This is a genomic window from Providencia sp. PROV080, assembly GCF_033688105.1.
In the GTDB taxonomy this organism is placed as follows: domain Bacteria; phylum Pseudomonadota; class Gammaproteobacteria; order Enterobacterales; family Enterobacteriaceae; genus Providencia; species Providencia zhejiangensis.
This window is the reverse complement of sequence record NZ_CP096347.1, coordinates 89,092-101,554: the sequence shown is the minus strand read 5'-3', so window position 1 is coordinate 101,554 and position 12,463 is coordinate 89,092. Positions and strand designations below refer to the sequence as shown.

Genomic DNA, 12,463 nt, shown 5'->3' with positions numbered 1-12,463 from the left:
AATCAATTAGATCACGAATGAAGCACCTCTTCAACTCCTAAAGATCATACCTATGAAGCGCCGCTAAATCGACCTACTTGCCTTCGTTGTATTGCGCCACTTTTTTTGCAATGGGCTCCAGCGGGACGTTCCAGGGTAGCAGGGCTTCGAGTTTTTCCAGGCTATCGGCCTCGCCGATCTGCGCCAGCACATAGTTGATATACGCTGATGGCTCCAGGTCATTGGCTTTGGCTGTCTCCAGCAACGAGTAGCAGGTCGCGCTGGCCTTGGCGCCTTGCGCGCTGTCGGCGAACAACCAGGCCTTGCGCCCCACGGCGAACGGGCGGATTGCGTTCTCCGCCAGGATATTGCTGATGTGCAGATCTCCCCGCACGCAGTAACCCACCAGATGGGGCCATTGCCCCAGCGTGTATTCCATCGCCTGTCGAGTCAGCGAGCCTTTCATCACCTTGCCAACGTTATTGTCCAGCCAGGTTTTGAGCTCCGCCAACAGGGGCATGCTACGTGTCTGCCGTGCCTGATAACGCTCGGCATCACTGCGCTCCTTCTGCTCCCGCTCGATGGCATAGAGTTTACCTATGTACCCCAATGCTACATCGGCCAGGCCAGTACTGGCTTTGCTCTTGCCTTTGTCTTTACCCTTAGGTGCGGCTCGGGTCGCTTCGATGAATTTGCGCCGAGCGTGATCCCAGCAGCCAATCCGTGTCAGGCCGCTCTCTTTGCACACCTGGCTATAGCCGGAATAACCATCGGCCTGCAGTATGCCGCTAAAGCCGTCCAGCAGGCGCACGGGTACGCTTCCGGCGCGCGACGGATCATATTCAAATAGCACAGAGGGGCGGCCCGGCGGACCACCGCGGGTCACCCACATCCATTTGTCCGATTGCGCAGTTTTGCCCTCTTCTTTGAGCACCTGGATCCGCGTCTCGTCGGCTTGCAGGTACGTCGCGTGGTTCTGCTCCTCGCGCAGCAGGTTCATCAATGGCTGGAACACCTCATCCAGCCGGATGATCCAGTGGGCCATGCTGGTGCGGCTCACCTCCTGCCCCAGGCGCTTGAACATCTGCTCCAGACGGTACAGTGGCAGGCCATCGGCATACTTAGAGGTAATGATGTAGCCCAGCAATGACGGCGTGGCGATACATTTGCCCAGCGGGTGTACGGGGCGGTTGGCCGCGAGGATCACCTCTTCGCCATCACGCTCGAACACCGCCTTCTCTTGCCAGATCTCCAGCACCTTGAGTTGAGCCGGAATGAACTGCAACTCCTCTTTGACCTTGGTAAAGAACACCTTGCTGGCCCCGGCTTTCTGCTCATCGCTGAGGGTGAGTTCGATGCGCTCGCGCAGCAGTGAGGCGGAGAAGCCACGTTGACGCGGCTTGGCCTTTGCTTCGGCAGTTTGCGGCAGGTCATCGGGTAACTGGGCCAGCAGGGCGTCCATGTCCGCTTCCAGCTCTGCCTCATCAAAGAGCTGGAGCTGATGAAGTTTCTCGCTGCTGGCGGCAAAGCGCTGGATCCTGCGCAGACGCAGCAGCTCTTCGAGTAACAGGATATGGGCGTCACGCCGCTGGATAGCCTCTTCTTTGGATTGAAGAGCTTCGTCTTTGGATTGAAGAGCTTCGTCTTTTAACGCCAACTGTTGCTGAAAACCCGCAATAACCGCCAACAACTCAGCGGCGCTAAGGCCACTGAGATCAGGTGATGGGGTGAGGTTTTTCAGCGTCATTTTCATGAGGAAATTATAACAAAAACAAGGCGGTAAAGCACGAGGTTGGCGGTATTAAAGCGTCTCATAATGCAGTGTTTTATGGCCCTGCATCAAGGAGATATCGTAGCCATCGAGCAACCAGTTTATCTGCTCGGAAGAGAGGGAGAGTAGCTCATCGGCAGACGATGGCCACTTGAATTTCTCCTCGGCCAGCGCCTTGTAATAGAGCACAAAGCCGTTGTCCTCCCACATCAGACACTTGATCTTGTTGCGGCGGCGATTGGTAAAGGCATAGAGGGCACCGGTGAACGGGTTGTGCCCCAGTTGCTGCTCGACCAGCGCCGCCAGGCCATGGGCCTGTTTACGAAAATCGATAGGCGCCCGATAGAGGTAGATCTGCGGCATGGTCAGTGCCGGACGCAAGTAACGAGGGCGCATTACAACTGCCTCATGATAGCGCCGAGCAAATCGATATTGCCCAGATGTAACCCGGAGAGGGTAATACCGTTGGGTAAGGTGAGCGTCAAGCCGACTTCGTTCGTGACAGGAGCAGGCATGGCTACTCTGACAAAGCCAGGAAGAGAGTCCGAGGCCGCAGGCTGTTCGAGCTTTTTGCGCCAGTAAGCAAACTGGTGATAGACCAGTGCCTGGCTTTTGCAAAAGGCGTGGCCGGAGAGGCCGGAGTCAAGCCAGGCGGTGATCTGCTGTCGCCAAAAATCAGCACGTTCTTGAGTGGTCATAGTGAAAATCCAGCGAAGAGGTAATGGATTTCAAGTGTGACGAGCTGATTTTGGGAAAAAAAGATGCCGATTCAAGGGCGCTTACCTTTAAAATATGGAGCTACAACTCATTTGTACCAATCATAATACTATTGATTTCCAAAAGTATCTCTCTCTACTGACTCTATGATGGCTCGCCTTCCAAACACTTGGCCGCTGGCGGCGGCTGGGCCAACGCCAGAGCCTGATCCACACTATCATCCGCCTGAAAAAAATCTCATTACCTCTGACGGATAAAGAAACAGATTTCCCCCTTTGGCAAAAAACAGATACCAAACAGAAAAAGCCACAGAAAAAACACCTGCAACACACACTTCAAATCTATTTCTTGCAGAGAAATACTTGTAGTGCTTTTTTTCGTATCTCGGGGCTCTCATTTTGACTAGATTTTTCAATGTCAACCAAAGAAAGATAACCCCAGTAGGAAGGATAACTATCACAACCCCAAAGAAATAAATTGTGTATATAATAAAATCAAACCAGTTATTGATTTCCATAAGCCGTCCCCAATGCTGCGCCAATAGCAGAACCATGTGAGCCGTATTTAATCCCTGGATTCCTCATTAGCTCTCTTTAACTTTAATATTTTCCTTAGATTTAAGTATCCATAGATTCCTGAGAACACTCCATACCCCCCCCAAACACCAACGGACAGATATAAGGCGAATTTGCTTAGAGGCCCATTCACATAATTTAATAAAGCGAACACTGCAATTCCTATAAAGGCTCCAGCTAACGGAAATCCAAGCAGATATACTGCTCTATATTTTAAACCGGTTTTTTTCATCTTATTATTTATCTATATGTTTTGAAATCTTATCTACAATGGATGTAGTATCCATATTCATTATCCTCCCTGCTTTTTCAATCAGAAACTCAGCTTCATTTGTTATGTTCTTTGACTCTTCATTAATAATGTCAATGATAGTTTCTAGTGCGATTCCATACTCACCCACATCAATAAATTCTTGCACTTCTATACTTTCAGATTCAGAAAACGAATCAGACAGCACCATAAGCAAAAGATCTAGCGTGGATTCAATTTCTCTATATTCATTTTTCATTTTGGATTCCTTGGTACGTTTGTTGGAAAACCTGAAACAATATCACCATTAGATTCTTGTATTACACGAACATTAATACCTTCTTTAACTGCCTCTGCAATAGTCCTACCACCGCGCCCAGCCTTTCGAGAAACATTTGGATCGGTAGCTATATCGGAAATGACGTGCATAATTTTTTCATCAGACCAACTTTGAGGAAACTCACTTTTTCCAGGCTTGCCTGTTCCTGCTCGATGCCCTCCACCAGTGGCGTCACCATCAAGAATATGCTTACGTCTCTGGGAACTGGCTAGGTCTACAAAATCATCAGCCGTATTTTTAAAAGCGCGTTCCGCAACATTCCCTAGCGCCTTATAGTTGCCAGGCAGGATAATCCCAGCAGCAAAAAGCCCCCCGGAAATCCACTTTTCTCTTGAGGTCGCACAATCACTGGTGATGGTCTTGAAGGTGTCATAGGCGTCCCAAGCGCTCAAGGCAAAGTCTATGGCAACATAAGCCCCCAGAAGAAGCGGCACAAACTCCCCTGTTGGATCTGCATTGCCTATCGGGTTGCTCAGCGCATAGGCATAGGTGTTAATCCCACCAGCCAGCCCAATCGGGTCACTGGTGATGTAACGCCCGGTATTCGGGTCGTAGTAACGCCGCCAGTTGTAGTGGAGCCCGGTCTCCGCGTCGTAATACTGTCCTGGGAACCGCAAATTGAAGGTCGGCCCCTGAGTGGTGATGCTGGCCTTACCGAACGGGCTGTAGCTCGCCTTCCAAACCACTTGGCCGCTGGCGTCGGTTAGCGCCTTCGGGGTGCCCAGATGATCGACGTGGACTTGATAGGTCTGTCCTGACTGAGCAAAGCTCAAGGGGGTGCCATCGAGCCAGATATACTCCGCCAGCACGTCTCCAGTGGCTGCGTCCAGCTCCTCGATGAGGTTTCCTGCCAAGCCGTAAATCAGTAGGCGGGTCTGGCCGTTTAGGGTCTTAGTTACACGCTGATCCAGATGGTTGTAGGTGTAAGCTGCTGTCACTCCAGCGACCGTTGCGGCCACCAGCCGGTTCTGGCTGTCATAGGTGAAGGTATCCGCCCCCTGCTTCGTCAGGTTGCCATTGGCGTCATAGCTTCTGGAGGTTTGCCCAGTCTTCACCAGCCAGTTGGGCACTGTTGCAAAGTTAGCGATGAGGCAGCCTTTTGTCTTATTCAAAGGCCTTACATTTCAAAAACTCTGCTTACCAGGCGCATTTCGCCCAGGGGATCACCATAATAAAATGCTGAGGCCTGGCCTTTGCGTAGTGCACGCATCACCTCAATACCTTTGATGGTGGCGTAAGCCGTCTTCATGGATTTAAATCCCAGCGTGGCGTTGATTATCCGTTTCAGTTTGCCATGATCGCATTCAATCACGTTGTTCCGGTACTTAATCTGTCGGTGTTCAACGTCAGACGGGCACCGGCCTTCGCGTTTGAGCAGAGCAAGCGCGCGACCATAGGCGGGCGCTTTATCCGTGTTGATGAATCGCGGGATCTGCCACTTCTTCACGTTGTTGAGGATTTTACCCAGAAACCGGTATGCAGCTTTGCTGTTACGACGGGAGGAGAGATAAAAATCGACAGTGCGGCCCCGGCTGTCGACGGCCCGGTACAGATACGCCCAGCGGCCATTGACCTTCACGTAGGTTTCATCCATGTGCCACGGGCAAAGATCGGAAGGGTTACGCCAGTACCAGCGCAGCCGTTTTTCCATTTCAGGCGCATAACGCTGAACCCAGCGGTAAATCGTGGAGTGATCGACATTCACTCCGCGTTCAGCCAGCATCTCCTGCAGCTCACGGTAACTGATGCCGTATTTGCAGTACCAGCGTACGGCCCACAGAATGATGTCACGCTGAAAATGCCGGCCTTTGAATGGGTTCATGTGCAGCTCCATCAGCAAAAGGGGATGATAAGTTTATCACCACCGACTATTTGCAACAGTGCCGTGTACATCGAAATACGGCTTATCAGGCGTTAAAAGATGCTTGCGATGACTTGTTTGCAAGACAATTCAGTTATCAGAGTCTTAGTGAAAAAGGTAACACTATTAATCACAAATCAAGATGGGTGAGCGAGGTGGCTTATATTGATAATGAAGCTGTCGTTAGACTTATTTTTGCCCCTGCTATTGTGCCTTTAATTACTAGGTTAGAAGAACAATTTACAAAGTATGAAATACAACAAATAAGTAATTTAACAAGTGCTTATGCTGTTCGTTTATATGAAATATTGATTGCATGGCGTAGTACTGGAAAAACGCCTCTCATAACTATGTATGATTTTAGACAAAAAATAGGTGTACTCGAGACTGAATACAAACGAATGTATGATTTTAAAAAATATGTTTTAGACATTGCATTAAAACAAGTAAATGAACATACCGATATTATTGTCAAAGTTGAACAGCATAAAACAGGTAGATCTATTACTGGTTTTTCATTTAGCTTTAAACAGAAAAAATCAGCCACGCATTCAGTCGAATCTAAAAGAGATCCGAATACATTAGACCTCTTTTCAAAAATAACAGATAAACAACGCCATCTATTCGCCAACAAGCTCTCAGAGCTTCCTGAGATGAGTAAATATTCACAAGGCACAGAAAGCTATCAGCAGTTTGCTGTACGTATAGCTGCCATGCTGCAAGATGCAGAGAAATTTAAGGAATTACTTCCTTTACTCAGAAAATTAGGATTTCAATGACATTGTTAATTGAAATTGTTAAGTTAACAGTCAGGTATTAACACAAGTTGAAAACTGGTTTACATAATGAAAAAACTGTCAGTTTCAGAGTTAGCTAAGCTTTATGGATATTCAAGACAAGCCATATATGCACATATAAACAAAGGAAATTTATCTAAAGGATCTGATGGATTAATTGACTTTTCAGAGGCCCTAAGAGTTTTTGGGGAACCACAAAAAAAAGAGGATACAGTCAATCAAAGTCAATCAATTAACAGTCAAAACTTGACAGAAGTTGACTTACTAAAACGTCAAGTTGACATACTGGAAAAACAATTAAATCAGGCAATACAGAGAGAAAATCAATCTTTAGAACGTGAATCGTTTTATCAAGAACAGATTGAAGCTATGCAGCGCTTACTAGAAGCACCAAAAGCCAATATGACTACCTTTACCGATCAGAGCTTTAAACAGGATATAGCAACGGATCCTCGGTCGGAACTAGCAACGAACTATGACGAATTGACTACTCCTCAGCAAGACAATAAGCGTATTCCTATCCCGGAGCATGTTGAACCAGAACAGAAGAAGAGAGGCTTCCTAAGCCGCTTTTTCCTTCCATATGGTTAGCCAAGACTCCAGTTTTTTGAAGAGCCAATTTCAGTGCAAGCACTTGAAATAATGACTCCTCAAAAAACCGGATGATGTTTATTAAAACTGAATAAAACCGTGGAACATCGCTCAATTAGTGATCGTGGAACATGAATAATCAATAAAAAGCCGTTCTGGTGCCCTATACTCCAGAACGGCTTACGTTAATATAATGATATTTAAAGAGAAATATCAAGCATTTCGTATAAGAAATTTTATGTTAAATGATTGTTAGAAATGCCCCTTGATCGAGGCATTTTCTATAAAGTGTATGGAGATGGTATTCACCTGACAGTTGCCCACAAAAGGGAGTGGTCATACGGCTTCAAACCGGATAACAAAACGGTACCCCTACCGTGTTATCCGGAGTCACCGTATGACCACCAACGAGAAAGTAGCACGTCGCAAACTCAGCCTGCTAGAGCTCGCCAAAGAGCTCAATAACGTCAGCAAAGCCTGCAAGCTCATCGGCTACAGCCGTCAGCAGTTCTACGAAATTCGCCGTAACTATCAGACCTATGGCGCCGAGGGCTTGCTCGACAAACTACCCGGCTGTAAAGGGGCGCATCCCAACCGGGTCGCTCCCGAGATTGAACAGGCTATCCTCGATTACTCTCTCACCAGACCAACCCATGGCCCGCTGCGGGTCGCGCAAGAACTGGCTCTGCAAGGCATCAACGTCAGTGCGGGCGGTGTGCGTGGCGTGTGGCAACGTCACGACTTGCTCTCCAAGCATGACCGCTTGTTGCGCCTCGAGAAAACCCACAGGGAACAGACGATTGAGCTCAATGACGAGCAGATCCGCCTGCTCGAGCGCTTCAGCCCCGAGTTTCGCGAACGCCAAATTGAGGTTCACTACACCGGGGAACTGGTGGCGGTCGACACCTTCTTCGTCGGCGCACTCAAGGGGGTGGGCAAGGTGTATCTGCAAACCGTACTGGACTGCTACAGCCGCCACGCCTGGGGACGGCTCTACACCAGCAAGCTGCCGGTGACCTCGGTCCATGTGCTCAACGAAACGGTCCTGCCGTTCTTCGAGGCTCACGAGGCGCGGGTCTATACCATCCTGTCAGATAACGGGCGCGAGTTCTGCGGGCGCCCTGACCATCACCCCTACGAGCTGTTCCTGCAACTGGAGGGGATTGAGCACCGGACCACCAAGGTACGCAGGCCGCAGAGCAACGGCTTTATCGAGCGGCTACATCGCACCCTGCTGGATGAACACTTCCGTATCAAGGGGAGGACAACCTGGTATGAGTCGGTAGAGCAGATGCAGACAGACCTGGACAGCTATCTGGATCACTACAACACCCAGCGGCCACATCAAGGCAGGATGATGGAAGGACAGACTCCCTACAGCATGTTCAAAAAGGGTCTGAAATTGATACCGAAGGAAGTGCGCACTAAAGTAGCGTAAACAAGACACCGGTTTGAGGCCGGTGTCAGGTGATAACTAGATCTGTACATATAAAGAATACTAAAAACTAATTAAAGCCAACCAAGTTTCAAAACAAGGCAGTTCTCAGCAATCATATTTTTAAATTATATAACTCCCAACTGAGCTTTTGCTCCAACGATAAGGCTTTCATTTTGAGTTTCTAAGGCAAATAAACCATACATCAAAGGAGAGGCCGCTGCTCTTTCTAAAGTCTGTTCATATAGTTTATTCCAAACTTTACCCCCTAGTTTTTCATACTCGATGATTAGAGTTTTGAGGCTTTCTTCTCCAAACAAAGTTACATGCCCAGCAAAATCAATCGCTGGGTCATCTATATGGGCTGTTGACCAATCAATAACGCCTGAAACAGCTCCATCCTTTGAAGCTAGTACATGCCCAGCATATAAATCGCCATGTATAAATTGGGTGAAATCTGCCCATAGAACATCATTATCCAACCATTTTCTGTAGCGGGTTTCCAATTGCTCACTTATACCAATTTCAGATTTTACTAACTGCAAATTGTTTGCTATTTCAGGTCTTAAATCTGAAGGTTTCATAATTTTCAAATCATTTTCCCGAACTTCTTTTTCAGGAATACTATGGATTTCAAATAAGGTTTTTGCCAAAGATGTTATGTATTTCGGGCTATCTTTGTCCATATTCCAAATTATTTCATAGGTTTCAGCATCCAAATTTAAAACAGGATTATCTTTAAGTATGGGATAAGCCACTAATTCTGTAGATGAAATTCTCCAATCAGGAACCTCTACAGAAAGATGTTTTTTTACCAATTCTAAAATGCGTTTTTCTTTCTTGATTTGTTCCCTCATGCCATCACGACGAGGAATACGCAGCAACCATTGTTGCCCCTTTGTATCAAGAGCAAAAACGACCTTAAAATCAATGCCCATTTCATTGAAATTCATTTTGTCCGTAAGCAACAAGCCGTGTGCTTCAGCAAGTGATTGAATATCTTGAATTGTCATTTTTAATTTCCTTTAAAGAGTTCAATAATTAATGTTCGGATTAGATTGGCTATCATTAACAATCTCTCTCAAAAGTCTTGATGATTTTGTGGTCTTTGATCTCGTAGATAATGTCAGCAATATTATCGACCAATTGCTTGTCATGAGATACGAAGATAATAGTTCCTGCATAGGACTTCATCATTGTTTCTAATGCGGCAATACTTTTTAGGTCAAGATAGTTTCCTGGTTCATCCATAAGCAAAATATTATATTTTCCTAAAAGCATTTTGGATAAAAGCAGTTTGATGATTTCACCTCCCGATAAGTCGGATAAGTTTTTTTGAATATCATTCGCTCCGATCCCCATTGAAGCCAATACTGCACGAATTTCCGCAACTGTGTACTCGCACTCTTCCTGCATAAAGGAGAGCACAGATTTATGCGTGTTAAATTTATATCCTGTTTGTGTAAAGTAGCCAATTTCAGCTTTTGGAGATATGGTTAATCCATCAGCACGTTCTGATATCATTTTTAACAAGGACGTTTTCCCTGTTCCATTCGATCCAGTTATAGCGACTTTAGCGCCAAGCGGTATTATAAAGTTAGCGTCATCAAAGATAGTACGGCTACCAAATTTTAAGCTCAGACCATCTGCCGTAATCGGGAACTTATTGTGCAGTTCTAGGGCTGAACTTTGACGAAAACGAATAGAACGCAAATGCTCTGGTGCTTGAATATCTTCTAATGCAGCCAAACGCTTTTCCATACTCTTAGCTGCCTGATACAGTTTTCTTTGCTTGGTGCCAGTCATTTTTGCATGCCCAAGTCGTCCAGCACTTTCGGTAGAGTTTTTGGATTTTTCTCCTTTTTTCTTATTGTCTAATCGATTAGCTTGCTGGCGTTTTTCTTGCACAGCAGATTCTAATCGCTCCCGTTCCTTCATCATCAGCTCATATTCTACGGCTTGGTGTTGTCGCTCTTCTTCTTTTTGACGCAAGTAATCCGAGTAACCACCCCAATATTCCGTAATTTTACCGTCTTTTAACTCCCATATCTTGTCTACAACCATATCAAGAAAATATCGGTCATGACTGATAACAAGTAATGCTCCATCAAATGCTTTAAGTTGACCAATAAGTAGATCTATTCCATTGAGATCAAGGTGGCTGGTTGGTTCATCCGCTAGAATGCCATGTACTTGTTGGGAAAATGCGGCAGCAATTTTTGCACGAGTTTCCTCTCCGCCACTCATTGTGTCGTTTTGTACATTGGAAACACCAAGGCGAGATAACATTGCCCGGTCTTCGACCGTTTCTATTTCGATTCCGCCCAGTTGGCTGATATGTGCAAAATCACCAAAACGCTGTAATGTCGCTTCGGCTAAAACAATTTCGCCATTAAGTACTTTGAGTAAACTACTCTTTCCTGCTCCGTTATCACCCACAAGACCAATACGGTCATAAGAGTGAATTTCCAATTCATCAATATCCAAAACATCACGCCCAGCATAATCCAAGCGTATGTTTCTCGCTTTAATAATTAAACTCATTTTTATTTACTCCTGTTTAGCTCTTGAAATTTTTTATGCAGCAAACAGGATTTAGGTGAAAACAAAAGCTAGCATCACAGTGTCCTCCCAAAAAAAAAGCTATTCATCCACAGGGTGGACAAATAGCTAGTCAATTAAGTTATAACTGGAAACTATGCACTAAAAGCATACTTATAAATTAAGCATACTTTTACTTTATATATCCGCATATATTCTTAAAGACACAACAAAAGCCCACCATTATAAAATAGTGTCACTATGCAAATAGTTGTGTCTTAACGAATGCGGATAGAATGCATAAACTTACCTAAAAAATAAAATTCAGTTTTATGATAACTTTACTGTTAAAAGAAGTCTAGACAACCTGAGGGATCCCCACAAAATTTCCATTCATACAATCAGCTATCAGCCTGTTTGATTACTGCCCAGTCCCACTGAACCACCCACTGTAGTATTTGTTTAAGTCCCTGCTGATAATATTGCCTGCGTATTCGCTGTTTGGGTTCTTTGCAAAGTAATATCCCAAGGAAATTCAGGGCCAATACCCGCCTATTTTTAACGGTGTTAGCTTGATAACGCAGGTGCAAACCCGCTTTCTCCGCTGCGCTACCTAGCAGGTAATGAAACCAATTAACCAATGCGGCCAGTAGTAGCAGTATCTCTAAGCGAGATTTCTTCTTGGTACCATGCAAATCGCTACCCAGGCCATAGCGGTGACTTTTCTGATCACGGAAGCTTTCTTCAATTTGCATTCGGCTACTGTAGCACTTAGCAATTTTATCCGCATACCCATGGCAGTCAGCTAAGGATGACACCAACAACCATGGTTCCTTATACGTCTTATTTTTATCGCGTTTCAATAGCTTATAACCTTTGCCAACCAGGACGGCCTGCGTTTCATAGTGTTGTGTTTGGGCAAGCATGATTTTTCCTACACTTTTTGGATCCTTCTTCGCTTGCCGATAAAGCTGATTAACACTGATAAACTTGTCCTGCTCTGCCAATTTAAGCTTCACATTGCCTCGAACTCTAGCTACATAATGCCATCCCAGCTTACGCACTTGTTTCAGCCATGGAACTTTAAACCCCGCGTCAGTGACAATTACGGGCTTACAGTCCTTGGGTAGCATGGCTTTAAGCTGCTTTAAAAACGCCCCGTGTAGGTGTGGGCAGGTATAATCTTCTGCGGCGGCAATCTTCTGTAGCAGAGTCAACGCTCTACCGTCAGCGGCAATGCTGGCACGCAGGATAAAGTGTCGCTTGGCAGTATCGGCATTGCTCCAGTCAACCAAAATCATCGGCTTAGTTTTATGGCCAACAATAGAAGCCGTCAGCGCAGCATAAATCAATGGCAGCTCTCGTTGCAGGTTAGGATTATTGAGTAGACGATCTGCCCGTTTGATACTGACCTTATCTGAAGAGCCAGGCATCGCCCGGCCAATCGCAGTAACGGTGCAACACGCATCCTTTGCCAGGGCGGTTACCGCATCTAGCAAAACCGAAAATCGGGCTTTATGCATTGATTTTGGCGTGACAAAGGTGAGGAAATCAGCGAGCATAGCTTTTACATTCATGGTGAGCATCCGCGGTGTGGGAGTTTTGG

Annotated in this window: 12 protein-coding genes and 2 pseudogenes; 3 read left to right on the top strand and 11 right to left on the bottom strand. The window is 46.0% G+C overall.

Annotated features, from left to right (window positions below):
• Positions 1–73: 73 nt before the first annotated feature.
• The 8 genes and pseudogenes from tnpC to M1F03_RS19305 all read right to left on the bottom strand — a co-directional run bounded on the left by tnpC (position 74) and on the right by M1F03_RS19305 (position 5,454).
• The gene (tnpC, locus tag M1F03_RS19340) at positions 74–1,732 is read right to left on the bottom strand and encodes an IS66 family transposase (RefSeq protein WP_272572977.1); all 1,659 of its coding nucleotides are present in this window, start codon (positions 1,730–1,732) and stop codon (positions 74–76) included.
• A gap of 48 nt (positions 1,733–1,780) precedes the next feature.
• Complete coding sequence (gene tnpB / locus M1F03_RS19335; protein WP_041205730.1) at positions 1,781–2,146, bottom strand: IS66 family insertion sequence element accessory protein TnpB; 366 nt, start codon at positions 2,144–2,146, stop codon at positions 1,781–1,783.
• The gene (gene tnpA / locus M1F03_RS19330) at positions 2,146–2,448 is read right to left on the bottom strand and encodes an IS66 family insertion sequence element accessory protein TnpA (protein ID WP_114522863.1); all 303 of its coding nucleotides are present in this window, start codon (positions 2,446–2,448) and stop codon (positions 2,146–2,148) included. Before tnpA ends, tnpB begins: the two co-directional genes overlap by 1 nt.
• 236 nt (positions 2,449–2,684) lie before the next feature.
• Complete coding sequence (locus M1F03_RS19325) at positions 2,685–2,984, bottom strand: hypothetical protein (RefSeq protein ID WP_011872911.1); 300 nt, start codon at positions 2,982–2,984, stop codon at positions 2,685–2,687.
• A 47-nt stretch (positions 2,985–3,031) separates the two neighbouring features.
• Entirely contained in the window at positions 3,032–3,274 is a 243-nt protein-coding gene (locus M1F03_RS19320; RefSeq protein WP_000750746.1) for a hypothetical protein, read from the bottom strand.
• A 4-nt stretch (positions 3,275–3,278) separates the two neighbouring features.
• Complete coding sequence (locus M1F03_RS19315) at positions 3,279–3,551, bottom strand: MafI family immunity protein (RefSeq protein WP_000787563.1); 273 nt, start codon at positions 3,549–3,551, stop codon at positions 3,279–3,281.
• Positions 3,548–4,696: pseudogene (locus M1F03_RS19310) on the bottom strand (RHS repeat-associated core domain-containing protein); the annotation flags it as partial. The gene M1F03_RS19315 and the pseudogene M1F03_RS19310, both read right to left, overlap by 4 nt.
• Positions 4,697–4,749: 53 nt before the next feature.
• Positions 4,750–5,454 carry an IS6-like element IS26 family transposase gene (locus tag M1F03_RS19305; RefSeq protein WP_001067858.1) on the bottom strand — a complete coding sequence of 235 codons (705 nt, stop codon included), beginning with the start codon at positions 5,452–5,454 and terminating at the stop codon, positions 4,750–4,752.
• Positions 5,455–5,501: 47 nt separating this feature from the next.
• On the opposite strand from M1F03_RS19305, the pseudogene repM reads away from it, so the two are divergent.
• The 3 genes and pseudogenes from repM to M1F03_RS19290 all read left to right on the top strand — a co-directional run.
• Positions 5,502–6,272: pseudogene (gene repM / locus M1F03_RS19300) on the top strand (replication initiation protein RepM); the annotation flags it as partial.
• Between the two features lie 66 nt (positions 6,273–6,338).
• Positions 6,339–6,881, top strand: a complete 543-nt coding sequence (locus tag M1F03_RS19295; protein WP_004896925.1) for a plasmid replication DNA-binding protein — start codon at positions 6,339–6,341, stop codon at positions 6,879–6,881.
• A gap of 397 nt (positions 6,882–7,278) precedes the next feature.
• Entirely contained in the window at positions 7,279–8,319 is a 1,041-nt protein-coding gene (locus tag M1F03_RS19290) for an IS481-like element ISAs19 family transposase (RefSeq protein ID WP_042017433.1), read from the top strand.
• A gap of 125 nt (positions 8,320–8,444) precedes the next feature.
• Here M1F03_RS19290 and M1F03_RS19285 read toward each other — a convergent pair whose 3' ends face one another.
• From M1F03_RS19285 to M1F03_RS19275, 3 genes are all read right to left on the bottom strand, one after another.
• Positions 8,445–9,329: an Mph(E) family macrolide 2'-phosphotransferase gene (locus M1F03_RS19285; RefSeq protein ID WP_000155092.1), complete on the bottom strand. Its 885-nt coding sequence runs from the start codon at positions 9,327–9,329 to the stop codon at positions 8,445–8,447.
• Positions 9,330–9,384: 55 nt separating this feature from the next.
• Positions 9,385–10,860, bottom strand: a complete 1,476-nt coding sequence (gene msr(E), locus M1F03_RS19280; protein ID WP_000052512.1) for an ABC-F type ribosomal protection protein Msr(E) — start codon at positions 10,858–10,860, stop codon at positions 9,385–9,387.
• Between the two features lie 398 nt (positions 10,861–11,258).
• Positions 11,259–12,443 carry an IS4-like element ISEc29 family transposase gene (locus M1F03_RS19275; protein ID WP_002001451.1) on the bottom strand — a complete coding sequence of 395 codons (1,185 nt, stop codon included), beginning with the start codon at positions 12,441–12,443 and terminating at the stop codon, positions 11,259–11,261.
• Positions 12,444–12,463: the final 20 nt, after the last annotated feature.

Bases quoted from the DNA above. Each gene is read 5' to 3' on its own strand.
- tnpC (WP_272572977.1), bottom strand. From the start codon at position 1,732: ATGAAAATGACGCTGAAAAACCTCACCCCATCACCTGATCTCAGTGGC.
- tnpB (WP_041205730.1), bottom strand. From the start codon at position 2,146: ATGCGCCCTCGTTACTTGCGTCCGGCACTGACCATGCCGCAGATCTAC.
- tnpA (WP_114522863.1), bottom strand. From the start codon at position 2,448: ATGACCACTCAAGAACGTGCTGATTTTTGGCGACAGCAGATCACCGCC.
- M1F03_RS19325 (WP_011872911.1), bottom strand. From the start codon at position 2,984: ATGGAAATCAATAACTGGTTTGATTTTATTATATACACAATTTATTTC.
- M1F03_RS19320 (WP_000750746.1), bottom strand. From the start codon at position 3,274: ATGAAAAAAACCGGTTTAAAATATAGAGCAGTATATCTGCTTGGATTT.
- M1F03_RS19315 (WP_000787563.1), bottom strand. From the start codon at position 3,551: ATGAAAAATGAATATAGAGAAATTGAATCCACGCTAGATCTTTTGCTT.
- M1F03_RS19305 (WP_001067858.1), bottom strand. From the start codon at position 5,454: ATGAACCCATTCAAAGGCCGGCATTTTCAGCGTGACATCATTCTGTGG.
- M1F03_RS19295 (WP_004896925.1), top strand. From the start codon at position 6,339: ATGAAAAAACTGTCAGTTTCAGAGTTAGCTAAGCTTTATGGATATTCA.
- M1F03_RS19290 (WP_042017433.1), top strand. From the start codon at position 7,279: ATGACCACCAACGAGAAAGTAGCACGTCGCAAACTCAGCCTGCTAGAG.
- M1F03_RS19285 (WP_000155092.1), bottom strand. From the start codon at position 9,329: ATGACAATTCAAGATATTCAATCACTTGCTGAAGCACACGGCTTGTTG.
- M1F03_RS19275 (WP_002001451.1), bottom strand. From the start codon at position 12,443: ATGCTCACCATGAATGTAAAAGCTATGCTCGCTGATTTCCTCACCTTT.